At 73.0% G+C, this 23,833-nt stretch carries 19 protein-coding genes; 6 read left to right on the top strand and 13 right to left on the bottom strand.

The window, feature by feature from the left end:
- Nucleotides 1-74 precede the first annotated feature (74 nt).
- The gene (locus tag AB0411_RS23940) at nucleotides 75-962 is read right to left on the bottom strand and encodes a helix-turn-helix domain-containing protein (RefSeq protein ID WP_366419332.1); all 888 of its coding nucleotides are present in this window, start codon (nucleotides 960-962) and stop codon (nucleotides 75-77) included.
- A gap of 148 nt (nucleotides 963-1,110) precedes the next feature.
- On the opposite strand from AB0411_RS23940, the gene AB0411_RS23935 reads away from it, so the two are divergent.
- Nucleotides 1,111-2,898 carry a glycoside hydrolase family 35 protein gene (locus AB0411_RS23935; protein ID WP_366419331.1) on the top strand — a complete coding sequence of 596 codons (1,788 nt, stop codon included), beginning with the start codon at nucleotides 1,111-1,113 and terminating at the stop codon, nucleotides 2,896-2,898.
- Nucleotides 2,899-2,918: 20 nt separating this feature from the next.
- On the opposite strand, the gene AB0411_RS23930 is transcribed toward AB0411_RS23935, so the two are convergent.
- The 5 genes from AB0411_RS23930 to AB0411_RS23910 all read right to left on the bottom strand — a co-directional run bounded on the left by AB0411_RS23930 (nucleotide 2,919) and on the right by AB0411_RS23910 (nucleotide 9,410).
- Nucleotides 2,919-5,999 carry an endo-alpha-N-acetylgalactosaminidase family protein gene (locus tag AB0411_RS23930; protein ID WP_366419330.1) on the bottom strand — a complete coding sequence of 1,027 codons (3,081 nt, stop codon included), beginning with the start codon at nucleotides 5,997-5,999 and terminating at the stop codon, nucleotides 2,919-2,921.
- 187 nt (nucleotides 6,000-6,186) lie between these two features.
- On the bottom strand, nucleotides 6,187-7,281 hold the full coding sequence (locus AB0411_RS23925) for a sensor histidine kinase (RefSeq protein WP_366419394.1): 1,095 nt from the start codon (nucleotides 7,279-7,281) through the stop codon (nucleotides 6,187-6,189).
- Nucleotides 7,282-7,418: 137 nt separating this feature from the next.
- Complete coding sequence (locus AB0411_RS23920) at nucleotides 7,419-8,099, bottom strand: response regulator transcription factor (protein WP_366419329.1); 681 nt, start codon at nucleotides 8,097-8,099, stop codon at nucleotides 7,419-7,421.
- 109 nt (nucleotides 8,100-8,208) lie between these two features.
- On the bottom strand, nucleotides 8,209-8,385 hold the full coding sequence (locus AB0411_RS23915; protein WP_366419328.1) for a hypothetical protein: 177 nt from the start codon (nucleotides 8,383-8,385) through the stop codon (nucleotides 8,209-8,211).
- Nucleotides 8,386-8,600: 215 nt separating this feature from the next.
- A complete protein-coding gene (locus AB0411_RS23910) occupies nucleotides 8,601-9,410 on the bottom strand; it encodes a S1 family peptidase (protein ID WP_366419327.1) in 810 nt (269 codons plus the stop codon).
- Nucleotides 9,411-9,676: 266 nt separating this feature from the next.
- Between AB0411_RS23910 and AB0411_RS23905 the strand changes: the two genes are divergently transcribed.
- Complete coding sequence (locus AB0411_RS23905) at nucleotides 9,677-10,573, top strand: hypothetical protein (RefSeq protein ID WP_366419326.1); 897 nt, start codon at nucleotides 9,677-9,679, stop codon at nucleotides 10,571-10,573.
- Nucleotides 10,574-10,681: 108 nt separating this feature from the next.
- Here the strand turns inward: AB0411_RS23905 and AB0411_RS23900 are convergent, their stop codons facing one another.
- Complete coding sequence (locus tag AB0411_RS23900; protein WP_366419325.1) at nucleotides 10,682-11,377, bottom strand: alpha/beta fold hydrolase; 696 nt, start codon at nucleotides 11,375-11,377, stop codon at nucleotides 10,682-10,684.
- A 123-nt stretch (nucleotides 11,378-11,500) separates the two neighbouring features.
- Nucleotides 11,501-12,235 (bottom strand): MBL fold metallo-hydrolase, encoded by a 735-nt coding sequence (locus AB0411_RS23895; RefSeq protein ID WP_366419324.1) that lies wholly within the window; start codon nucleotides 12,233-12,235, stop codon nucleotides 11,501-11,503.
- A gap of 160 nt (nucleotides 12,236-12,395) precedes the next feature.
- Between AB0411_RS23895 and AB0411_RS23890 the strand changes: the two genes are divergently transcribed.
- Nucleotides 12,396-12,884 carry a hypothetical protein gene (locus AB0411_RS23890; protein WP_366419323.1) on the top strand — a complete coding sequence of 163 codons (489 nt, stop codon included), beginning with the start codon at nucleotides 12,396-12,398 and terminating at the stop codon, nucleotides 12,882-12,884.
- 87 nt (nucleotides 12,885-12,971) lie between these two features.
- Complete coding sequence (locus tag AB0411_RS23885) at nucleotides 12,972-13,448, top strand: PPOX class F420-dependent oxidoreductase (protein ID WP_366419322.1); 477 nt, start codon at nucleotides 12,972-12,974, stop codon at nucleotides 13,446-13,448.
- A 38-nt stretch (nucleotides 13,449-13,486) separates the two neighbouring features.
- Here AB0411_RS23885 and AB0411_RS23880 read toward each other — a convergent pair whose 3' ends face one another.
- On the bottom strand, nucleotides 13,487-14,209 hold the full coding sequence (locus tag AB0411_RS23880; protein WP_366419321.1) for an SDR family NAD(P)-dependent oxidoreductase: 723 nt from the start codon (nucleotides 14,207-14,209) through the stop codon (nucleotides 13,487-13,489).
- 68 nt (nucleotides 14,210-14,277) lie between these two features.
- Here AB0411_RS23880 and AB0411_RS23875 point away from each other — a divergent pair, with 68 nt between their 5' ends.
- Nucleotides 14,278-14,859, top strand: coding sequence for a MarR family winged helix-turn-helix transcriptional regulator (locus tag AB0411_RS23875; RefSeq protein WP_366419320.1), 582 nt, complete (start codon nucleotides 14,278-14,280; stop codon nucleotides 14,857-14,859).
- Between the two features lie 60 nt (nucleotides 14,860-14,919).
- Here AB0411_RS23875 and AB0411_RS23870 read toward each other — a convergent pair whose 3' ends face one another.
- Nucleotides 14,920-15,681, bottom strand: a complete 762-nt coding sequence (locus AB0411_RS23870) for a winged helix-turn-helix domain-containing protein (protein ID WP_366419319.1) — start codon at nucleotides 15,679-15,681, stop codon at nucleotides 14,920-14,922.
- 67 nt (nucleotides 15,682-15,748) lie between these two features.
- Here AB0411_RS23870 and AB0411_RS23865 point away from each other — a divergent pair, with 67 nt between their 5' ends.
- Nucleotides 15,749-16,318, top strand: coding sequence for a hypothetical protein (locus AB0411_RS23865; RefSeq protein ID WP_366419318.1), 570 nt, complete (start codon nucleotides 15,749-15,751; stop codon nucleotides 16,316-16,318).
- 138 nt (nucleotides 16,319-16,456) lie between these two features.
- Here the strand turns inward: AB0411_RS23865 and AB0411_RS23860 are convergent, their stop codons facing one another.
- The 3 genes from AB0411_RS23860 to AB0411_RS23850 form a co-directional block, all read right to left on the bottom strand.
- A complete protein-coding gene (locus tag AB0411_RS23860; protein WP_366419317.1) occupies nucleotides 16,457-17,917 on the bottom strand; it encodes a glutamate synthase subunit beta in 1,461 nt (486 codons plus the stop codon).
- Nucleotides 17,910-22,523 (bottom strand): glutamate synthase large subunit, encoded by a 4,614-nt coding sequence (gene gltB, locus AB0411_RS23855; protein ID WP_366419316.1) that lies wholly within the window; start codon nucleotides 22,521-22,523, stop codon nucleotides 17,910-17,912. Before gltB ends, AB0411_RS23860 begins: the two co-directional genes overlap by 8 nt.
- Nucleotides 22,524-22,812: 289 nt before the next feature.
- On the bottom strand, nucleotides 22,813-23,544 hold the full coding sequence (locus AB0411_RS23850) for a VIT1/CCC1 transporter family protein (protein ID WP_366419393.1): 732 nt from the start codon (nucleotides 23,542-23,544) through the stop codon (nucleotides 22,813-22,815).
- Nucleotides 23,545-23,833 lie beyond the last annotated feature (289 nt).

Raw genomic sequence — 23,833 nt, 5'->3', positions numbered from 1 at the left:
CGGCAACCCGCACCAAGAGCACACAGCGAAGCGACCCCGTGCCCGGCCCCAGCCACACACAACGCGCCACCCCGTCAACCGTTCCACCCGCTGACCAACGGCGGGTCGTCCGGGTCGGGGATCTGGGTGGACCAGCCGCCGGGGACGTTGCGGATCTGGCGGTCGCGGAAGCGTACGGGGGCGGTGCCGACGCGGCGGGTGAAGAGGCGGCTGAAGTAGGCGGGGTCGTCGTAGCCGACCCGGCGGGCCACGGCTGCCACCGGGAGTTCGGTTCCGACCAGGAGTTCCTTCGCGCGGCCCAGGCGGATGCCCAGCAGGTAGTCCTTGGGGCTGCAGCCGGCGCCGCGTCGTACGGCGGTGCGGAGTTCGGTGGCGGTCATGCCGTGCCGGGCGGCGTGTTCGGCGACCGAGAGGGGCAGGAACGCGTCGCGGGCGAGCGCCTGGAGGACCGGGTCGCCGTCGGCGTCGGTGTCGGCGCGTGCCCTGCGCAGGGCGACGAGGAGTTCGTGGACCGCGGCCGAGGTCTCCACTTCCAGCAGGGGGTTGCCGCGCCGCGCCGCGCGGGCGATCCGTCCGATGGCGGTCCGGGCGGGGCCGGTGTCCGCGAGGGGGACGAGGGGGCGGTCGGGTTCGATGTAGCCGAGTTCGGTGTAGGTGGCGGTGGCCGGCCCGGTGAAGTCGACGAAGCTCTCGTCCCAGCCGGTGTCCGGGTCGGCGCCGTAGTGGTGCGGCACCCCCGGCATGATCCACAGGAGGGCGGGTGCGGTCACCGTGCGGCGGTGGCCGTCGGGGGTGGTGAACCAGCCGCGGCCGGCGCTGATGACGATGGCGACGTGGTGGTCGAGGGTGCGCGGCCCGACCGTGGGCAGGGTGCCGTGCTGGAGGCCGACCCCCAGGCACACCAGGCCGAGCCGGTGGTGGACCGGGCTCGGGGTGAAGTAGCGCATCCAGGTGTGGTACATGCCCGTACCTCTCCGTACCGCTTCGTCGAACCGTCCAATCACGATCGATCTTTGTCCATGGACCGTCACACCGCCAGAGGGCAAGGGTGGCCGGGGAGCGGGCGCTTCCGGTCGGTGGCGCGCGGGAGACGACACAGGGGCGGGTGGCGTGACGCAGTTCGAGGTGGGCGAGCGGGACTTCGTGCTGGACGGGCGGCCGGTGCGGCTGCTGTCCGGGGCGCTGCACTACTTCCGGGTGCACGAGGCGCAGTGGGACCACCGGCTGGCGATGCTCCGGGCGATGGGCCTGAACTGCGTGGAGACCTATGTGCCGTGGAACCTGCACGAGCCGCGGCCGGGCGAGTTCAGGGATCCGGAGGCGTTGGGGCGGTTCCTGGACGCGGTGCGGGCGGCGGGGCTGTGGGCGATCGTGCGGCCGGGTCCGTACATCTGCGCGGAGTGGGAGAACGGCGGGTTGCCGCAGTGGCTGACCGGGCCGTTGGGGCGGCGGGTGCGGACCCGGGACGCGGTGTTTCTGCGGGCCGTGGATGCCTGGTTCGCGCGGCTGGTGCCGCAGGTGGTGGCGCGGCAGTGCGGGGCCGGCGGCCCGGTGATCATGGTGCAGGCGGAGAACGAGTACGGCTCGTACGGCAGCGACGGCACGTATCTGGCGCATCTCGTGGAGCGGTTGCGGGCGCTGGGGGTGCGGGTGCCGCTGTTCACGTCGGACGGGCCCGAGGACCACATGCTCAGCGGTGGTTCGGTGCCGGGTCTGCCGGCCACGGCCAATTTCGGTTCCGGGGCCCGGGAGGCGCTGGCGGCGCTGCGGCGCCATCAGGCCCAGGGGCCGCTGATGTGTATGGAGTTCTGGTGCGGCTGGTTCGCGCACTGGGGGCGGAGCCAGGTGCCGCGTGCTCCGGAGGATGCCGCGGCGGCGCTGCGGGAGATCCTGGAGTGCGGTGCGTCGGTCAACCTCTACATGGCGCACGGCGGGACGAATTTCGGCGGGTGGGCGGGGGCGAACCGGGCCGGGGAGCTGCATGACGGGGCGCTGCGGTCGACGGTCACCTCGTACGACTACGGGGCGCCGGTCGATGAACGCGGCCGTCCCACGGAGAAGTTCTGGCGGTTCCGGGAGGTGCTCGCCGAGTGGGCGGACGGGCCGCTGCCGCGGGTGCCGGAGCCGTTGCGGGTGCTGGCGGAGCCGGTGCGTGCGGTGGTCGGCGAGTGGGCCGGTGCCGGAGAGGTGATGGAGGCACTGGGCGGTGCGGAGGTCGAGGGGGGCGTGCCGGCGACCTTCGAGGAGCTGGGGGTGGACCGGGGTGTGGTCCGCTACCGGGTCGAGGTGCCGGGGCCGCGTGCTCCGCGGCCGCTGCGGGTGAGCGGGCTGCGGGACCGGGCGGTGGTGTGGGTCGACGGGGTGCGCGGGCCGGTGGTGGACACCGAGGACGCCGTGCTCGGGGAGGTGGCCGGGCCCGCGTCGGTGGAGGTGTGGGTGGCGTCGCTGGGGCGGGTCAACTACGGCCCCCGGCTGGGCGAGTCGAAGGGGATCACGGGCGGGCTGCTGCACGAGCGGCAGTTCCTGCACGGTGTCCGGTCGCGGGGGCTGCGGCTGGACGCGATGGAGGAGGCGGGGGCGCTGGCGAAGGTGCCGTTCCGGGCGGTGGAGGAGGCGGCGGGGGCCCCGGGGCTGTACCGGGGGACGGTGACGGTGGCCGGGCGGCCCGGTGACGCGGATCTTGCGCTGCCGGGGTGGAGCCATGGGTTCGCCTGGATCAACGGTTTCTGCCTGGGGCGCTATTGGGCCCTCGGGCCGCAGCGGACGCTGTATGTGCCGGGTCCGGTGCTGCGCGAGGGCGCCAATGAGCTGCTGTTGTGGGAGTGGGAGGGCGCCCCGGCCCTGGTGGGGGACGAGGCGGGGGCGCCCGGTCTGTATCCCTGCGCGGGCGGGCGCTGAGGGCCCGTGGGCCCCGTGGTTCAGAGCTCGCGGACCTCGAAGGTGTCCAGGACGAACTCCGCGGTCCCGTCGTCGGCCACCTTGCGCAGCCCCACCCAGGCCTCGCCGTCGGCCGGTGCGGTGAACTCGTAGGTGTGGGTGGCGGGGTGGGTGGCGACGGGCAGGGGGGTGCGGGTCAGTTCGCGGGGCGCGGGGGTGTCGACGGCGGTGACCCAGGCGTACTGGCCGGCTTTCTCGTTCTCGTAGCGGAAGGTGACGCGGTAGCGGCGGCCGGGGGCGAAGCGGACGGTGTGCGGCAGGGTCCGGTAGACGAGTCCGGTGTTCTCGCCGCGTGATTTGAGCGACTGGCCGCCGTCGATGACGTCGTCGACGGCCTTGCCGTTCCAGCCGCGCCGGGTGAACGGGGCGTGCCGCTGGGCGATATGGGTGCGGGGGTCGGTGCTGCCGCCCGCGTCGCCCTTGACGAAGACGCCCCAGCCCTGGGGCACGTGCTCGAAGTCCTCGTAGGCCAGGGCGCCCTTCTTGGTGGTGGCCCTGGCGGGTACGACGCGGAGGTTGTCGAACCGGACCCGGGCCCGGCCCGCCGCGGCGGTCAGGGCGAGGGTGACCGGGCCGCCGCCCGCGGGGACGGTGAAGTGCGTGAAGAGGCGCTGGAAGCGGGTGCCGGACTTGCGGTCGGCGGCGACGTGGTTGCCCGCGGTGGAGGTGTCGGTCCAGTTGGCGGCGGTGACGCCGTCGGCGGTGCGGATCTCCAGGGCGGCCCGCCGTCGTTCGCCCGCCGTGGCGCCGACCTCGACCTGGACGGAGGCGGCGTAGCTGCCGGGGGCGAGGCGGGCGAGTTTCTGGGCGACGCGGGCGGCGGCGCCCGCGCCGATGACCAGTTCGTAGTCGCCCCGGGCGCTGAGCCGGACGGAGGCCGGGCCGGTGACCTGCCGGCCGGCCAGGTTGCCGGAGTGGAAGCCGGGGTCGGTCAGGGGTGTGCCCTCGCCCCAGTGGGGGTCCTTCGGGGCGGGGGCCTTGGTGCGGTGGACGACGTAGGCCACGCCGGGCCGGGCGGTGAGGGTGATCCTGCCGCCGTGGACGGGGATCCGGGTCTCGTCGGCGCGGCCCTGGTCGGTGAGGCGGTAGGCGTGGACGGCCGCGGTGTCCGTCCAGCCGCGGGGCAGGGTCCAGGTGGTGGTGCCGCCGTGTGGGTTGTAGTGGTAGAGCCGGTGCGGGTCGGTGGCCCGGCGGGGTTCCCAGGGGAGCAGGTAGGTGCCGTCGTCGTAGACCGGCCGGCCGTCGGTGGTGATCTTGCGGGTGCCGCCGGCGTCGCTGACGGTGGTGCCCGTGGGGCCCTCGAAGGTGATCTCGTGCGGGCCCCAGGTCCTGATCGGGTACGCCTGGAGGTATTTGGCGGGCAGCGCCTCGGTCCAGATGATCGTGTGGAACGCGTTCCAGTCGGTCTTGCCCACCCAGCCCTCGAAGTTGCCCATCCGGGGGTTGCCGAGCAGGGTGGGCCATTTGTCGGCGAAGACGTCCTTGTGGTGGTGGCGCAGGAAGCGGATCAGCTGGGAGTTGATGCCGCGGGAGGTGTCGGGGCCGTAGTCGGTCTCGTTCGCCCAGTGCGACCACAGGGCGGAGCGTTCCAGGCCGTGGCCCCATTCGGTGGCGATCTGCCAGCCCTGGTCGCGCAGGTGGCGCTGGAGCCGGTCGGAGTTCCAGCCGGACTCGCGGAAGACGTCGAGGTAGAGGGTGTCGAGCGCGGGGTCGGTCTCCTTGCGCAGTTGCGCGAAGCGCCGGGCGATGTCGCCGGAGACCAGGTCGCGGCGGGCGTCGATGCGGTAGGACTGGTCGAGCCAGTCCCACTGCTCGTCGTCCTTGTCGACCAGCTGCTCGGAGAAGGCGTGGGCGACGGGGTAGGACTCGGTGGCGTTGACGTGCACCGCGAAGTCGCTGTTCCACTTCTTGCCGGCACGGAGCAGGGTGTTGAGGTCGGCGAGGCCGCCGGCCCGGGTGTTGTAGTTGCCGCCGTAGTCGGGGTGGGCGGAGTCGTGGCCTTCGGACTGGTAGCCCTTGAGGAGGGTGAACTGCCGCAGCCCGTCGGTGGCCAGGGCGATCCGCTTGATGTGGTCGAGGGTGGCGAGGAACGGGTTGGTGGCCTGGCTGGCGAAGTTGAACGGGATGTGCGGGACGACCCGCAGGTGCTGTTCCCCGGCGCCCAGCGGCATGACCATGATGTCGCGCAGGGCGATGGCGGCGTCCTGCCAGTCGGCCCTGCCGTCGCCGTTGCGGTCGCGGGTGACGATGACGGTCGCGTACGGCAGCGGGTCGGTGGCGTCCACAGGCTGTCCGGCCGCCCGGTGGGTCCACTGGCCGCAGGACAGCCGGGCCTCGACGAAGCCGTCGCCTGTGGCGGTCTGCCGCCACAGGCGGCCGTTCTCCCAGGTGGTGGCGCCGGCGGGCTTGTCGTAGCAGGTGTTGGTCTCGACGGCGGCGGCCAGGGCGTCGGTGGCGACGACGGCGTAGGCGCATCCCGTGGGTGCGGCGTCAACGGGGGTGGTGTCGGTGACCTGGACCAGGGTGTCGCCGCTCTTGGCCTTGTCGAGTTCGATCCGGGCGGCCAGCAGGGCGGCACCGGGCTGGTCGCTGCGGACGCTCAGCAGCGCGAGCCCGGGGATCTCCAGGGTGCCGACGCGCAGCGCCGGGGTGTCGGTGATGTCGGTGACCCGCCAGGTCGTGCGGTCGTCCCGGACGGCGATCTCGACGGTGAGCGTGGTGCCGCCGTCGAAGCCGAGGGTGTAGGTGGCGCGGTCGGCGCGGGTGCGGTGGGTGACGTGGGGGGTGTGGGCGGTGCCGTCGACGAGGACCTCGGTGACGGGGGCGGCCTGGCCGTGCAGGACGGCGCCGGTGCCGCGGTCGGTGTAGGAGACGATGCGGGGAAAGGCGGTGTCGACGCGGACCTCCAGCACGTCGGACCGGAGCACCGCCTCGCCGGCACGGGGTGCGGCGAGTGCGGGGTGCGCGCCGAGCGGGAGGGCGCCGGCGGCCCCGGCGAGCGCGGTGGCGGCGACGACCTGTCGGCGGCTGGGCCCGCGCGGGGCGCCTGTCTGTTCGTTCACGCGCGCTGTCCTCCTTCGTGCCTGCACTGCCTGTCGGCGGACAGCGTGCTGCGCGTGCGGGTGGTGCGCCTATGGACAAAGGAGGGGCAGGTGTTGGACAGATGTGGGCGGGCCGGGGCGGCGGGAATGCGGGGCCGTGGGAGGCCGGCGGGCCCGGGGCCGCTGCCGCCACCGACCGGTGGTGCCGTCAGGCCGTCGCCCCGCCGTCGAGGGGCAGTACGGCGGTGAGTTCCCAGCCGCCCTCGGCGGCGGGGCCCGCGAGGAGCCGGCCGCCCATCGCCTCGGCCCGCTCGGTGAGTCCGGCCAGGCCGAAGCCGCCGCCGCGGGCCTGTTCGCACAGGCGGGCCGGGCTGCCGCCGTCGTTGGCGATGCGCAGCTCCGCGCCGAAGGGGACGGACCGCAGGCCGATCCGCACCGCCGTGGCGTCCGCCGCGTGCTTGCGGACGTTGGTCAGCGCCTCGCGCACGATGCGGTAGACCGCCGCGGCCACATCGTCGGGCAGCGCCTCGGCCAGGCCCTTGTCGAGGGAGAGGACGACCGGCGGGCCGGCGCGGGCGAAGGCCTCGGTCAGTGCGCAGACCTCGGCGAGCCCGGCGACCGGCTGGGGGTGCGCCCCGTCCTCGCGCAGCACCCGCACCAGCCGGCGCATCGCGCCCAGCGCCTCGCTGCCGGAGGCCTCGATCCGTTCGAGGGTGGGGCCGGCCTGCCGGCCGTCGAGGGCGGTGAAGCGGGCGGCGCGGGCCTGGACGACGATGCCGGTGACGTGGTGGGCGACCAGGTCGTGCAGCTCCCGCGCCAGTTCCAGGCGCTCGGCGGCCCGGACGGCGGCGAGGTCGCGCAGCCGCCGGGCGTCCTGCCGGCGCAGGATCGTGGAGTACGCGGCGACGACCACGGTGAGCACGGCGGAGACGACGGTGAACAGGCCCGGCCGGACGTCCCGCAGCGGGGCGAGGACGCAGGCCAGGCCCAGCAGCGGGCCGAGGACGGCGGCGGTGCGGCCGGGGGCGCGGCGGATCACGGAGGTGAGCAGGACGAGCAGGGCGATGCCCTCGCCCAGGCCCCACACCTCCCGCGCGTGCTGCCCGGCGATCAGCACCGCCGACGCGCTGAGGGAGACCGCGGCGGCGGTGCCGGCGCGGGCGGCCGGCGGAATCCGGGCGGCGGGCACGGCGCACAGGCAGACCACGAGGCCGGCGGCCACCACGACCAGGTGCGGGCCGGTGGGCCGGCGGGCCGTCGCCAGGGCCTCGAACCCGACGAGGAGCAGCAGCGCCACCGCCAGTGCGGCCCGGGCGGCGACGGCTTCTCGCGGATGGGCGTCCGCCCACCGCGCCGGCCGGCTCCTGGGGGCGTCCCGCCGGGCGCGCCCGGACCCGCCGCCCGGGACCCGCCGTATGCCGGTGCCCGCGCCGTGCTCGGTCACGAGCTGCCGGAGGACAGGCCGCTCTGCCAGGCCCAGAAGGCGACCTCGACCCGGTTGCGGGCGTCCAGCTTGGTCTGCACGTTCGCCAGATGGGACTTGACCGTGGACAGCGACAGGTACAGGGCGCCGGCGATCTCGGCGTTGGTCCGGCCGCCGGCCAGCGCCTGGACGACGTCGCGTTCGCGGTCGGTGAGCGGCTCGGAGGGGGTGCGCGCCGCCCGGCCCGTACGGTGCGCCGGGGCCAGGTCGTGCAGCAGCCGGGCGGTGACCGCGGGCGAGAGCAGCGAGTGGCCGGCGGCCGCGGCCCGCACGGCCTCCACGAGCAGCGCGGGGCTGGCGTCCTTGAGGAGGAAGCCCGAGGCGCCGCCGTGCAGCGCGGCGTGCACATATTCGTCGAGGTCGAAGGTGGTGACGATGACGATGCGGGGGGTGTGCTCGCGCTCGGGGCGGCCGGCGGTGCGCCCGGTCAGCCGGCGGGTGACCTCCAGGCCGTCGGTCCGGGGCATCCGGATGTCGAGCAGCAGCACGTCGGGGCGCAGCCGGTCGACGGCGTCGAGGGCGGCCTCCCCGTCGGTGACGTCGGCGAGGACCTGGATGTCGTCCTGGCTCTCCAGGACCATCCGGAAGCCCATCCGGACGACTTCCTGGTCGTCCGCGATCACCACACTGATCGGCATGTCGTTCCTCCTCGGCGCCCTCGGGGTCCCGGGTCCGGGTCCGCCCCTGTGCCCGGCGTGCTCACGGGCCGCGGCATGACACGTCCGGACCGGCGCCGGGCCGCGCCGGTCAGCCCCGGGCCGCGTTCGAGGGCTCGTCGGACGGCAGCTCGACGGGGTCGTGGGCGCCGCCGAGCAGCACATAGGCGAGGGTCGCGGCGGAGGCGGCGAGGAGCAGTGCGGCGAGGACCGTCGTACGGCGGTCGCGGTCGTGTGCCGGGGGTCGGGGGCGGGGCTCGGTGGTCATACCGTTCACCGTAGGAAGCCGTGGCGGGGCCGCCCATAGGCCGTCCGGTCATCCGTGACGGCACAAGGCCCGGCCGCGGGAACGAGCTTGGTCCCGGATCGGACGGACCAAAGGCCGTGGCGTGCCGGGACCAAGGGCCCGGACCAAGGTCGGGGACCCGGGACCGGCGAAGGGCCCGGGGAGCGCTCCCCGGGCCCTCGGTGTGCGCGGTGCGGTCAGCCGCCCAGCTCGCCGGCGGCCTTCTTGATGTCCGCGGCGAAGGTGCTCACCTCGCTGTAGACACCGGGCTTGCCGGGCCGTGCGCAGCCCTCGCCCCAGGAGACGATGCCGACCTGGAGCCACTGCCCGGCGTCGTCCTTGCGGAACATCGGGCCGCCGGAGTCGCCCTGGCAGGTGTCGGTACCGCCGGTGTCCAGCTTGCCGGCGCAGATCTCGTCGCCGGGTGTCAGCTGGTCGCCGTAGGCCTTCTGGCAGGCGGCGTCGTCGACGAACGGCACGGTGGCCTTGAGGAGGTAGCGCTGCTGGGAGCCGCCTTCCTTCTCGGCGCCCCAGCCGGCGATGGTGAAGTCGCCGTTGTTGAGCTTGTCGTTCTCGGCGATCTTCAGGGTGGGCTGGTCGACGGGCTTGGCGAGCTTGATGAGCGCCCAGTCCTTGCCCTTGCCGTTGTAGCCGGGCGCCTGCAGGACCTTGGTGGAGTTGACCTTGACGCCGGCGGAGTCCTCCAGGTCGACCACGCCCGCGGTGGCGGTGATGGAGGTGTTGTCGCCGCTGCCGTCGACGCAGTGCGCCGCGGTGAGCACGATGTCCTTGGCGTACAGCGCGCCGCCGCAGCCCATCGACAGGCGGACCATGAACGGGAATTCGCCCTGGTCGGCCTTGGTGCCGCCGACGACCTTGGTGTGGACGGAGCCGGAGGGGCCCGGAGAGGGGGCGGCCGAGGCCGAGCCGGGCTGGAGGCTGAAGGCTGCCAGGGCGACGGCGCCGAGGGCAGTGGATCTGCTGAGGAGCTTCCGGTAGCTGCGCAACGGGCTTCCTTTCGTGGGGGGTTGCACGTCGATGACGAGCCCATGCCAACACCGGAGCCGGACGTGGCCGCCGCGGAAGAGTGCGTGGAGGACGGCAGCACGCCATGAGGCGTCCGGACCCAGTGGGGGATGAGTCCGTTGAGCGCCCTGTGATTATGTGGAGTGTCCGATCAGAGTGACAAGGGTGCGCATCCGGCCAACTCCCGTGCCACACACGCCCCGTACGGCCCATACCGGACCTTCCCGGCCCGCCGTACAGTGGCCGGGTGACCACGGGCGGCAGGGACATCGAGCACGGATACCCTCATCTCGACACGGTGCACGAGGCCGTCCACGCGCTGTTCAAACGCCTCTCGTACGACACGATGAGCACCTTCGCCACCAGCGTGCTGCCGGTCGACGTGGCCTTCGACGACACCGAGGACCTGCACCTGGGCGCGCAGCGGGTCGCCCGCGCCATGGTCCGGCAGCTGCATCTGCCGGACGCCAGGACCGTCATCACCTTCCGGGAGATGGAGCACGCGGCCGCGGTCGAACTCACCGCGGGCACCGAGTACTTCATCGAACTCAACGACCGCTTCAAGAGGCACCGCAAGGACATCGGCGCCGCCCTGGCCCATGAGGTGATGCACCTGTATCTGCACCGCCTGGACCTGTCGTTCCCCGGCACCCGCGACAACGAGATCCTCACCGACACCGCCGCCGCGTACCTCGGTGCGGGCTGGCTGCTGCTGGACGCCTACCGCGAGCACGGCCCGTTCTCGCAGAAGCTCGGCTATCTGACGCCGGAGGAGTTCGGCTATGTCCTCGCGCAGCGGGCCGACTTCTTCGGCGAGGACCCGTCGCCGTGGTTCACCAGCCCGCAGGCGTACGACGCGTACACGGCGGGCGCGGCACGGGCCCGCCGCGACGCGCGCCGGCCACCGCTCGCCGCCGCGGGCTGGTCCGCCCGGCTGCGCTACGCCAAGGACCGCCGGGCGGCCCAGGATCCGCGGCGCGCCGGCCGGCCGCCCGCCACCGCCGACTACGCCTTCGAGAGCGGCCCGCCGCCGCGGGTGTCCTTCCGCTGCCCCGCCTGCCACCAGCGGATCCGCGTCCCGGTCCGCGGCCGCCTGCAGGCCCGCTGCGGACTGTGCAAGACGCTGCTGGACTGCGATACGTGACGGGGCGACGGCCGCTTCCCCTGGCGCCGCGCCCCGCGGCGCGTTACTCCGGGGCGCGCCGCTCCGGGACGCGCTTCCCCGGGACCCGCCGGCCGGGAGCGTGCTGCCCTAGACCCACCCGTCCAGCCCCGCCATGAAGCCGTCGAAGTCATCGCGGTGGATGGTGTGGCCGGCGCCCCGGACCGTGCGGACCTCGAAGCCGCGGCCGGTCAGCTCGTCCGCCGCCTGTTCGGAGAAGAGGAAGCCCTCCCCCGCGAACTGCACCAGCGAGGGGACGACCGCCTTCTCGGGCACATGGTCCTCGCGGTGCACGGCGGACAGCGCCAGGGCGGTGGCGGTGTCCCATTCCGCGACGGTGGCCAGTTCGAGGTCGAGATCGGTGTCGTCCCAGCGCGGGTTGAAGGTGCGCAGCATCGCCCGGTCGGCCCTCTTGAACGCGAGGAACAGGGCCGGGTCGACCGGCTCCTGGAACTGGGGGAACGACCACGCCGGATCGCTGTAGACCGCCCGCCGCGGCTGCAGCCGCTCCACGGCCAGGGACAGCGCCAGACCGCCCAGCGAATGCCCGATGACGACCTCGGGGCCGGCGGGCAGGGTCTCCACGAGGTCCTCGGCGAACAGCTCGGTGCTGTAGTCGCCGCGCGGGCTGCGGCCGTGGCCGCGCAGGTCGACGGCGAGGACGCGGTAGCCCCGGTCGGCCAGCGCCGGCGCGACGCGGTGCCAGGTGCGGTGATCGGACATCAGCCCGTGGACCAGCACCGCGGTCCGCTCGCCGGTGCCCCATTCGTGGGTGTGCAGCTGCATGCCCGTGCCTCTCCTCGCATCCCGTGCGCGCCGCCTGCCGATGTCCCCGGCCGGCCGGCACCCGCGCGAGATTACCCGGGCGGGCAGGCGCGGGGGCCGCGCCGCGCCCCGCGCGGGCACCGCTCAACGCCAGTCCGTGTCCGGCGTGGCCGCGGCCAGGATGTCCCGGGCGCCGGTGCGGAGCGGGGCGCCGTGCGGCACGCACACCGTGTCGACGTCGTCGAGCGCGGCGAGCCGCCGGAAGGACGCGACGGCCTCCTCGCGTGCGACGTTGATCGGCCCGAGGACCGCGCGGCGGCCGTCGGGGTCGGTGCCGATGAGGTCGCCGGGGAAGAGCAGCCGGCTCTCGGGGAGGTGCAGGGCGATCCCGCCGGGGGTGTGCCCGGGGACGTGCAGCACCCGCACCGGCTCCCCCCAGCCGTCGAGGGTGTCCCCGTCGTGCAGGACGGTGTCGACCTCGGCGGGGCGCGGCGGCGGTGTCCCGGTGGCCGCCAGGTGGGCCATGATCCCCTCGTGCAGGGACCGTTCCGCGGGGGTGAGGACGGGCGTGGGTTCGGGGGCGGTGCCGCGGATGTACGGGGCCTCCAGGGCGCCGGCGAGTACGCGGGCGCCGGTGGCGTCGGCCAGGTCGGCGGCGGAGCCCATGTGGTCGAGGTGGTAGTGGGTGAGCACGATCTGCCGCAGCTGGTCGGGCCGGCCGCCGAGCGCGGCGAGGGCGTCGAGGACGGCGGGGGCCGAGCCGGGCAGGCCGGTGTCGACCAGCGCGTAACCGTCGTCGGGCAGCGCGACGACGTACACGTGGCCGACGGGGAAGGGGAGTTGCCAGACGGTGGGAGTGATCTCGAGGGGTGCGTCCATGGCCCGGACGCTAGGGGACGGGCGGTGTCCCGCCGTGCGGTTTCGCCGCGGGCGGACCGGGCGCGGGAGCGTCTCCCCCGGCCCCTCGGCCGGGACGAAAAGCGGCTGGAACCTGACTTGCGCCTGTCACGTCCCATCCGTGACACAAGGAGGCAATGTCATGCGAGGATCCCACCTCTCCCGCACCCGTACCCTCACCGCCGTGCTCGCGCTGGCGACGACCGGCGCCGTCGCCCTGTCCGGCTGCGGCCAGGACCAGCAGAAGGCGGCCCCCGCGGCGCCGCCGAAGAAGCCGGATGCGTTCGAGCGGCGCGCGGATCAGATCGTGCAGGACTGGCCGAAGGTCTCCCCGGTCCACGGCCGGCAGCAGGCGCTGCTGCCGCTGGTGAAGGCGGAGCGCCCGAAGACGACGGGGGCACGGGAGATCACCGTCACCGTCGGGCACAGCGCCTGCGACGTCCGGTTCGGTGCGCGCAGTCACGAGTCGAAGGACCTTGTGGTGATCACCGGCTGGGGCAAGCGGAAGAGCGCCAAGGGGATGTGCACCGAGCAACTGGCCACCGACAAGGTGACGGTGCACCTCAAGAGCGCCCTGGACGGCCGCAAGGTCGTGGACGCGGCGACCGGCAAGCAGCTCCTCAAGGGCTGACCCGCGAGGGGGTGAGTGCGCGTCCACTGCGCGGTTCGCGTGCGCGCACTCCACGCCCCGGGGGGTGTCTCCCCTAGGCTCGCCGGTATGAGCCCTTCCATCGCCCGTAACACCCGTGTCGAGCTGCCCGAGCTGCTGGAGTTCGTCCGCCCCCGTCACCGCGCGATCCTGCTCACCCGGCGCGGCGACGGCACCCCGCAGGGCTCGCCGCTGACCTGCGGAGTGGACGACTCCGGGCGGCTGGTGATGTCGACGTATCCGGAGCGCGCCAAGGTCCGCAACGCCCGCCGGGTCTCCTCGGTCAGCGTCATCGTGCTGTCCGACGAGTGGAACGGCCCGTGGGTGCAGATCGACGGCGAGGCCGAGGTCGTCGACGCCCCGGACTCGATCGAGCCGCTCGTCGAGTACTACCGCAACATCGCCGGGGAGCACCCGGACTGGGACGAGTACCGGGAGGCGATGCGCCAGCAGGGCAAGTCGCTGATCCGGGTGACGCCGCTGCGCTGGGGGCCGGTCGCGACCGGCGGTTTCCCGGCCCGGCTCGCGGAGGACGACGGCGCGTAGCCGGCCTGCCGCGGCCCGGCGCACCGCCCCGGGAGGCGTCAACGGGTGCCGCGGGTACCGCCGTTGACGTTCAGTACCTGGCCGGTGATGTGCCGGGCCGCCGGTGAGGCCAGGAAGGCCACGGTCCCCGCGATGTCGTCCGGGGAGCCGGCGCGGCCGACCGCCGAGGCGGTCACCAGGTGGTCGCGGCGCTCGTCGGTGAGCCGGTCGCGGAAGAAGTCGGTGTCGGCGATGTAGCCGGGCGAGACGACGTTGGCGGTGATGTCGCGGGGGCCGAGCGTCCGGGACAGGCCGATGTTCCAGGAGGCGAGACCGGCCTTGGCCGCTCCGTAGGCGCCGTTGCCGTGGTCGGCGGCGATCGAGCCCAGGTGGACCACCGCGCCGCCGGCCGCCAGCCGGTCGTCCACCGCCTTGGTGGTCAGCACGGCGCTGAGCAGGTTCGCGTCGAGGTTGGCGCGGAAGTCCCTGGCGCAGGCCGCCAGGTCGGTGGCGCCGTCCGCGTCGAGGTCGGTGTTGCCGCCGGCGTTGTTGACCAGGACGTCGATCCGGTCGGGGAGGGCGTCGAGCAGCGCGGTGAGCGCCGCGGGGTCGGCGTGGTCGCACACCAGCGGGCGGACCCTCCGGCGGCCGGCCGCGGTCTCGTCGAGGGGGCCGGGGCGGCGGCCGGTGACGATGACGTCGTCGCCGGCGTCGGCGAAGTGGTGGGCGACGGCGCGTCCGATGCCGGTTCCGCCGCCGGTGACCAGGATGGTGCGTGGCATATGCTGAGCTCCCGTCATCACGTTCAGGCCTAAATTTAGAGCTGAACATAACATCGCAGGGAGGGCCCGTGGCAAGAGAACCCGAGGCGGAGGACGGCCCCGGTCACCCGGCCGGTCCCGGCTCCGCGTACCCGGTCGCCGAGATCGCCGCCGCCTGGGAGCGCGAACGCCCCGGCACCCCGGTCTCCTCCATCGGCATCGTGACGCCGATCTGGCGGCTGGCGAAGCTGCTGGGCGACGACCGGCGGCGGGTACTGGCCCGCGCGGGGATGGACCCGGCCACCCTCGACCTGCTCAGCGTGCTGCGCCGCAGCGGCGAGCCGTACACCCTGACGACGCGCGAGCTCGGCCGCCGCTCCCTGATCACCGCCGGGGCGGTCTCCCAGCGGGTGGCCCGCGCGGAGCGCGAGGGCCTGGTCACCCGGCGGCCCGGCGAGGGGCGCCCGCGCACCGTCCTGGTCGCGCTGACCCCGGCCGGCCACGAGCGGATCGAGGCGACCGTCGACCAGGTGCTCCACCGCGAGGCCGAGTTGATCGACGGCCTCACCCCCGGACAGCAGGAGCAGCTCGCCGGTCTGCTGCGGATCCTGCTCCAGGACACCCAGCGCAAGCTGGGCGACGACCGGCTGAGCCAGGTCGGCGAGGACTGAGGCGAGGGCCGGGGCCAGGCCCCGGGGTGAGGACCGGGGCCAGGACCGGGAGCCGGACGGTCAGGCGCGGGGCGGGGCGAGGGCGAGGGAGGGGAACAGCGCCTCGTCGGGCAGCCCGAGCTGGGCGCGGAAGGCCGTGCGCCCCGCCGCGGTGACGGTGAGGATGCGGGTGGCAACGGCCTTGACGACCCAGCCGTGTTCGAGGGCGTGCCGGTAGAGGGCGGCGCCGACCGCGCCGGAGAGGTGCCGGCGGCGCACCGTCCAGTCGAGGCAGGTGCGGACATGGGCCCGGTGGGCGGTCGGGGGGCCGGCGTCGGGGACGCCGAGGCCGGTCAGCCAGGCGGCGCCCGCCGCGGTCAGCACCGGGCCGTCGTCCCGCCCCAGTAGGCCGCGTTCGGACATCGCCTCGACGATGGCGACGCCGAGCGCCCCGGCGATGTGGTCGTAGCACGTGCGGGCGTGGTGCAGGGCCCTGCGGTGGTTGGCCTCGGCCAGGGAGCGGACCGGGACCCGGCGGTACGGGGCGAGGCCGGCGAGGTTCTCCAGGGTCTCCGCGGCCTCCGGTCCGGCCAGGCGCACGTAACGCCGCCGTCCCCGGCGCTCCTCGGCGAGCAGGCCGCCGGAGACCAGGAGGTTGAGGTGTTCGGTGGTGGTGGACGGCGCCACGGCGGCGTACTCGGCCAGTTCGCCGGCCGTCCAGGCGCCGCCGTCGAGCAGGGCCATGCAGATGGCGGCACGGGTGCGGTCCGCGAGCAGCGCCGCGAGGGCGGCCAGATCGGGGGTTTCCGCGACGCTTTCCTGATCGGCGTCCCATCGTTTCATCTACACAGAGTAACCTCTGATCACATTTCGGTGAGCACCGAATCATCCGGCTTCTATCCTCGGGGCCATGAAGGTCGCGCTGGAGAAGAGCAGTTCGGTCGCCCCGGCGCTGCTGTCCACGGAGAACGACGACGGGACGTTCGTCCTGGTCGAGCTGCGCATCCGCTGGGAGCTGGGGCCGGTCGTCAGCGTCTGGCTGCCGTCGCGCGGCCGGACCGCGCAGAACCTCGCGGTGCGCCCTGACGTGGTGTTCAATCTGCCGCCGGACGCGGCGGGGGCCGAGGAGGGGACGAGCGCCGTGCCGTGCGCGGGCGCGCCGTGGACGGAACCGTCCGAACTGGTGCGGCCGCCCCGACTCGCCCACTGCCCGGTGCAGTTGGAGGCCCGCCGGGTCGGGGGGCGGACGGTCACCGACGGGGCGTGGACGCGGATCGAGGCGCAGGTGCTGCGGGTGCACGCCGATCCGCGGTGGGTGCTGCCGGTGAGCGGCCCGGTGGGCGAGCTGGAGACCTGGCATCCGCCGGTGCACGATTTCCGGCCGTCGGGCACTCCCCCGCCGCAGGCCGTGCCGGTGCCCGCGCCGGAGAGGGCGCGGCAGCGGGAACGGCGCTTCCCCGCCCCGAGCGGCGGCGGGTGACGCACCTGTGCCGCGGGGCCGGGTCCGTCGGACCGGGCCCCGCGGCACATGCCCGCGGCGCCTGCCCTCCCGGTCGGGGGAGGGGGACAGGCGCCGCGGTTGTTCCGCACGACGTTGTACGGGACATCGGGGGACGGATCACACGGTCAGTGCGCGGTCCGTCGGCTTGATGGGTGCCGGCAGGGCGCTGGCTCCGGTCAGGAAGCGGTCCACGCCCTTGGCCGCGGAACGGCCCTCGGCGATGGCCCACACGATCAGCGACTGGCCGCGGCCCGCGTCACCGGCGACGTACACGCCGGGGACGTTGGTGGCGAACTCCGTGTCGCGGGCGATGTTGCCGCGCTCGTCGAGCTCCAGGCCGAACTGCTCGACCAGGCCGTTCTCCCGGTCGGTGCCGGTGAAGCCCATGGCGAGGGTGACCAGCTGGGCCGGGATCTTCCGCTCGGTGCCCGGCTTCGGCTCCGGACGGCCGTCCTTGAACTCCACCTCGGTCAGGTGCAGCCACTGGACGTTGCCCTCCTCGTCGCCCTCGAAGTGGGTGGTGGAGACGGAGTAGATCCGCTCGCCGCCCTCCTCGTGCGCGGAGGTGACCTTGTAGAGCATCGGGAAGGTCGGCCAGGGCTGGTTGGGGTTCCGCTCGTCGCCCGGCTTGCCCATGATCTCCAGCTGGGTGACGGAGGCCGCGCCCTGGCGGTGGGCGGTGCCGACGCAGTCCGCGCCGGTGTCGCCGCCGCCGATGACGACCACGTGCTTGCCCTCGGCGCTGATCGGGGCGACCGTCAGGTCCCCCTCCTGCACCTTGTTGGCCAGCGGGAGGTACTCCATCGCGAAGTGGATGCCGTTGAGTTCCCGGCCGGGCACCGGCAGGTCGCGGGAGGTGGTGGCACCGGCGGCGATGACGACGGCGTCGTAGCGCTTGCGCAGCTTCTTCGCGTCGAGGTCCCGGCCGATCTCCACCTCGGTGCGGAACTTGGTGCCCTCCGCGCGCATCTGCTCGATGCGGCGGTTGATGTGGCGCTTCTCCATCTTGAACTCGGGGATGCCGTAGCGGAGGAGACCGCCGATACGGTCCGCGCGCTCGTAGACGGCGACGGTGTGGCCGGCCCGGGTCAGCTGCTGGGCGGCGGCCAGGCCTGCCGGACCGGAGCCGATGACGGCGACGGTCTTGCCGGAGAGGCGCTCGGGCGGCTGCGGGGTGACGTCGCCGTTGTCCCACGCCTTGTCGATGATGGAGACCTCGACGTTCTTGATGGTCACCGGCGGCTGGTTGATGCCCAGCACACAGGCGGCCTCACAGGGCGCGGGGCACAGACGGCCGGTGAACTCCGGGAAGTTGTTGGTCGCGTGCAGCCGCTCGCTGGCCTCGGTCCAGTCCTCGCGGTAGGCGTAGTCGTTCCACTCGGGGATGAGGTTCCCGAGCGGGCAGCCGTTGTGGCAGAACGGGATGCCGCAGTCCATGCAGCGCGACGCCTGCTTGCTGATGATCGGCAGCAGGGAGCCGGGCTGGTAGACCTCGTTCCAGTCCTTGACGCGCTCCTCGACGGGGCGGGTCTTGGCGATCTCGCGCTCGTGGTTCAGGAAGCCCTTGGGGTCAGCCATTGGTCGCCGCCTCCATCATCTTCTCGTGGGTCTCGGACTCGGAAAGTCCGGCCTGCTCAGCGGCGTCCTTGGCGACGAGCACTGCCTGGTAGGTGGGCGGGATGACCTTGCTGAAGCGCGCGGCCGCGGCATCCCAGTCGGCGAGGAGCTTGGCGGCGACGGTCGAGCCGGTCTCCTCCTGGTGGCGCTGCACGACGTCGTGCAGCCACTGCTTGTCGGCGTCGTCCAGCGGGTTCACCGCGTCGACGAGCTCCTTGTTGACGTTGGCCTTGTCGAGGTCGATGACGTAGGCGAAGCCGCCGGACATGCCGGCCGCGAAGTTGCGGCCCGTCTCGCCCAGGACGACCGCGTTGCCGCCGGTCATGTACTCGCAGCCGTGGTCGCCGACGCCCTCGGAGACCACCGTGGCACCGGAGTTGCGGACGCAGAAGCGCTCGCCGACCCGGCCGCGCAGGTACAGCTCGCCGCCGGTGGCGCCGTAGGCGAGGGTGTTGCCGGCGATGGTGGAGTACTCGGCGAGGTGGTCGGCGCCGCGGTCCGGGCGGACCACGACCCGGCCGCCGGACAGGCCCTTGCCGACGTAGTCGTTGGCGTCGCCCTCCAGGCGCAGCGTGACGCCGCGCGGCAGGAACGCGCCGAAGGACTGGCCGGCCGAGCCGGTGAAGGTGATGTCGATGGTGTCGTCGGGCAGACCGGCGCCACCGAACTTCTTGGTGACCTCGTGGCCGAGCATGGTGCCGACGGTCCGGTTGATGTTCCGGATCGCGATCTGCGCCCGCACCGGCTGGGCGGCCTCGGCGGTGTCCGCGGCCAGGGCGTCGGCGGCGAGCTTGATCAGCTCGTTGTCGAGCGCCTTCTCCAGGCCGTGGTCCTGCTCGATGACCTGGTGGCGGACGGCGCCCTCGGCCAGCTCGGGGACGTGCAGCAGCGGGGCCAGGTCCAGGCCCTGCGCCTTCCAGTGGTCCACCGCGCGGGAGGTGTTCAGCAGCTCGGCGTGGCCGATGGCCTCGTCGAGGGTGCGGAAGCCCAGCTCGGCCAGCAGCTCACGGACCTCTTCGGCGATGAACTGGAAGAAGTTGACGATGTACTCGGCCTTACCGCTGAACCGCTCGCGCAGCGTCGGGTTCTGGGTGGCGATGCCGACCGGGCAGGTGTCGAGGTGGCACACGCGCATCATGACGCAGCCGGAGACGACCAGCGGTGCGGTGGCGAAGCCGAACTCCTCGGCGCCCAGCAGGGCGGCGATGACGACGTCGCGGCCGGTCTTGAGCTGGCCGTCGGTCTGCACCACGATCCGGTCGCGCAGGCCGTTGAGCAGCAGCGTCTGCTGGGTCTCGGCCAGGCCCAGCTCCCAGGGGCCGCCCGCGTGCTTGAGCGAGGTGAGCGGCGAAGCGCCCGTACCGCCGTCGTGGCCGGAGATCAGGACCACGTCCGCGTGCGCCTTGGAGACGCCCGCGGCGACCGTGCCGACGCCGACCTCGGAGACCAGCTTCACGTGGATGCGGGCGGCCGGGTTGGCGTTCTTGAGGTCGTGGATCAGCTGGGCCAGATCCTCGATGGAGTAGATGTCGTGGTGCGGCGGCGGGGAGATCAGGCCGACGCCCGGGGTGGAGTGCCGGGTCTTGGCGACCCACGGGTAGACCTTGTGGCCGGGCAGCTGGCCGCCCTCGCCGGGCTTGGCGCCCTGGGCCATCTTGATCTGGATGTCGTCGGAGTTGACCAGGTACTCGGACGTCACACCGAAGCGGCCGGAGGCGACCTGCTTGATGGAGGAGCGGCGCGCCGGGTCGTAGAGCCGCTCGGGGTCCTCGCCGCCCTCACCGGTGTTGGACTTGCCGCCCAGCTGGTTCATGGCGATGGCGAGGGTCTCGTGCGCCTCCTGGGAGATGGAGCCGTACGACATGGCGCCGGTGGAGAAGCGCTTGACGATCTCGGACGCCGGCTCGACCTCCTCGATCGGGATCGAGGGGCGGTCGGCGGCGAAGGAGAACAGGCCGCGCAGCGTCATCAGCCGCTCGGACTGCTCGTTCACCCGGTCCGTGTACTGCTTGAAGATGTCGTAGCGGCGCGAGCGGGTGGAGTGCTGGAGCCGGAAGACGGTGTCCGGGTCGAAGAGGTGCGGCTCGCCCTCGCGGCGCCACTGGTACTCGCCGCCGATCTCCAGCGCGCGGTGCGTGGCGGCGATGCCGGAGGCGGGGTAGGCCTTGGCGTGCCGCGCCGCGACCTCCTTGGCGATGACGTCCAGGCCCGCGCCGCCGATCTTGGTGGCGGTGCCGTGGAAGTACCGGGCGACGAACTCCTCGTCCAGGCCGACGGCCTCGAAGACCTGCGCGCCCCGGTAGGAGGCGACGGTGGAGATGCCCATCTTGGACATGACCTTCAGGACGCCCTTGCCGAGCGCCTTGATCAGGTTCTTGATGGCGGCCTCGGCCTCGATGCCCGGCAGGAAGGTGCCGGCGCGGACCAGGTCCTCGACCGACTCCATGGCCAGGTACGGGTTGACGGCCGCGGCACCGAAGCCGATGAGCAGCGCGACGTGGTGCACCTCGCGCACATCGCCGGCCTCGACGAGCAGACCGACCTGGGTGCGCTCCTTGGTGCCGATGAGGTGGTGGTGGACCGCGGCGGTGAGCAGCAGCGACGGGATCGGCGCGTGCTCGGCGTCGGAGTGGCGGTCGGAGAGCACGATCAGCCGGGCGCCGTCGTCGATGGCGGCGTCGGCCTCGGCGCAGATCTCCTCGATCCGGGCGGCCAGCGACTCGCCGCCGCCGGAGACCCGGTAGAGGCCGGAGAGGGTCACGGCCTTCATGCCGGGCATGTCGCCGTCGGCGTTGATGTGGACGAGCTTGGCCAGCTCGTCGTTGTCGATGACCGGGAAGGGCAGGGTCACGCTGCGGCAGGAGGCCGCGGTGGGCTCCAGCAGGTTGCCCTGGGGGCCGAGGGAGGAGATCAGCGAGGTGACGAGCTCCTCGCGGATGGCGTCCAGCGGCGGGTTGGTGACCTGCGCGAAGAGCTGGGTGAAGTAGTCGAAGAGCAGCCGGGGGCGCTCGGACAGCGCGGCGATCGGCGAGTCGGTGCCCATCGAGCCGATGGGCTCGGCACCGGCCTTGGCCATCGGGGCGAGGATGACGCGGAGCTCTTCCTCGGTGTAGCCGAAGGTCTGCTGGCGGCGGGTGACCGAGGCGTGGGTGTGCACGATGTGCTCGCGCTCGGGCAGGTCCGCCAGCTCGATCAGACCGGAGTCCAGCCACTCCTGGTAGGGCTGCTCGGCGGCGAGCTGGGCCTTGATCTCGTCGTCCTCGATGATGCGGCCCTCGGCGGTGTCCACCAGGAACATCCGGCCGGGCTGCAGACGGCCCTTGCGGACGACCTTGGCGGGGTCGATGTCCAGGACGCCGACCTCGGAGGAGAGCACGACCAGGCCGTCGTCGGTGACCCAGTAGCGGCCGGGGCGCAGACCGTTGCGGTCGAGGACCGCGCCGACCTGGGTGCCGTCGGTGAAGGTGACGCAGGCCGGGCCGTCCCAGGGCTCCATCATCGTGGAGTGGTACTGGTAGAAGGCGCGCCGGGCCGGGTCCATGGAGGGGGAGTTCTCCCACGCCTCGGGGACCATCATCAGCACGGAGTGCGGCAGCGAGCGGCCGCCGAGGTGGAGCAGCTCCAGGACCTCGTCGAAGGAGGCGGAGTCGGAGGCGTCCGGGGTGCAGACCGGGAACAGCCGCTCCAGGTTCTCGGCGTTCTCCTTGCCGAAGAGCTTGGTGGCGAGCTGCGACTCGCGGGCCCGCATCCAGTTGCGGTTGCCCTTGACCGTGTTGATCTCGCCGTTGTGCGCGACGAAGCGGTACGGGTGGGCGAGCGGCCAGCTCGGGAAGGTGTTGGTGGAGAACCGCGAGTGGACCAGCGCGACGGCGGTGGCGAAGCGGCGGTCGGACAGGTCCGGGAAGAAGGGCTCCAGCTGGCCGGTGGTCAGCATGCCCTTGTAGACGATCGTCCGGGCGGACAGCGACGGGAAGTAGACCCCGGCCTCCCGCTCGGCGCGCTTGCGCAGCGCGAAGGCCTTGCGGTCCAGCGCCAGACCGGTGTTCTTGCCGTCGCCGACGAAGATCTGGGAGAAGGCCGGCATGGTGGCGCGGGCGCCGTTGCCGAGCAGCTGCGGGGCGACCGGGACCACCCGCCAGCCGATGACGTCCAGGCCCTCTTCACCGGCGATCGTCTCGATGCGCGAGACGGCGTCGGCCGCTTCCTGGGCATCGGACGGCAGGAAGGCGATGCCGACGGCGTAGGCGCCGGCGTCGGGGAGCTCGAAGGTGACGTTCTCGCGGAGAAACGCGTCCGGCACCTGGAGCAGGATGCCGGCGCCGTCGCCCGAGTCGGGCTCGGAGCCGGTGGCACCGCGGTGCTCCAGATTCGTCAGGACGGTGAGTGCCTGCTCGACCAGTGCGTGGCTGGCCTCGCCGGTGAGGGTGGCCACAAAGCCGACGCCGCAGGCGTCGTGCTCGTTGCGCGGGTCGTACATGCCCTGCTGGGCAGGGCGGCCGTCCATGGGCGACCAGGCGGCGGCGCTGGCGCTGCTGGTGGTCGCGGAGTGCGTGGACGCGAGACGCATCGGCTCTCCCAACGTCGTCGTGGCATAGGCATTGCCGAGGGACGACGTTGGCCCTCCGCGAAATTTCGTGCAGGTTACAGGATGACTCCCTTCTCAAAAAGCGAAAAGGGGCTTCCAACATGCGGACACCGCACGGGCGGTGAGTCAGTGCACGGACGGAATCCAGGCCGTCCCACAAGGCGGCGTTCGGCGAGCGACGTTGCCCGCGACGCCTGGGCCTTATGCCCGGTCGTCAACAAAACGAAACCGCTGGGTAACGCGGTAATTATGCAGTCACCCGTATGACACGTCAGCCTACGACGGTTCCGAAGAGTGCTCCCAGGACGTACGTCACACCCGCGGCCGCGCCACCGAGGGCCAGCTGCCGCAGTCCGCTGAACCACCAGGAACGCGCCGTCACCCGCGCCACAACAGCCCCGCAGGCAAAGAGTCCGACCAGCGCCAGCAGTACCGCGGGCCAGATCGCGGACGCCCCCAACAGATAAGGAAGGACAGGCAGTAGGGCACCCAGAGCAAACGATCCGAAGGAGGACACCGCGGCAACGGTGGGAGAAGGAAGGTCGGAGGGGTCGATGCCCAACTCCTCGCGGGCATGGATCTCCAGTGCCTGCTCCGGGTCCCTGGACAGCTGCTCCGCGACCTGCCGGGCGAGCGCCGGCTCGACGCCGCGCGAGGTGTAGAGCGCCGCCAGCTCCTCCAGCTCGTCCTTCGGGTGCTTGCGCAGCTCGGCCCGCTCGACATCCAGCTCGGCCTGCACCAGCTCACGCTGCGAGGCGACCGAGGTGTACTCCCCCGCGGCCATCGAGAAGGCGCCAGCGGCCAGGCCCGCCAGACCCGTGATGATGATCGTCTGCTGCGAGAGCGCCCCGCCGGCGACACCCGTCATCAGGGCGAGGTTCGAGACCAGCCCGTCCATCGCGCCGAAGACGGCGGGGCGCAGCCAGCCACCGTTCACATCGCGGTGGGTGTGGTTGTCGCGGTGCGCGGCGTGCGTCGGCGCCGCGGCATCCATGATCTCCATGACGGACATATCGGTACCTACTCCCTGCAGCGAGGTGTGGGCCGATGGCGGCACTTCCCCCTCCAACACCTCGAAGCTATGCGGGCATTACCCTCCGCCGCTAGCAAGGAAGGCCGAACTTACCGCGCTGACCTGCGCTTTTTCCCCGAGGTCGGCGATGAGATCCGGGTCACACCCCCTTTTCGGGCCGCCGTGCGGTCCGCTCCCGGGTGCCGTCCGAGGGAGTCGACCGGGTGACCCTGCCGCCCGGGACAGGAGAGCCGGGCCGCCGCGTGGCACGGATACAGCG

This window comes from Streptomyces angustmyceticus (assembly GCF_040701845.1).
Taxonomy (GTDB): Bacteria; Actinomycetota; Actinomycetes; order Streptomycetales; family Streptomycetaceae; genus Streptomyces; species Streptomyces angustmyceticus_A.
Note: the sequence above shows the minus strand (reverse complement) of the source record. Positions and strands in the feature narration are given on the sequence as shown.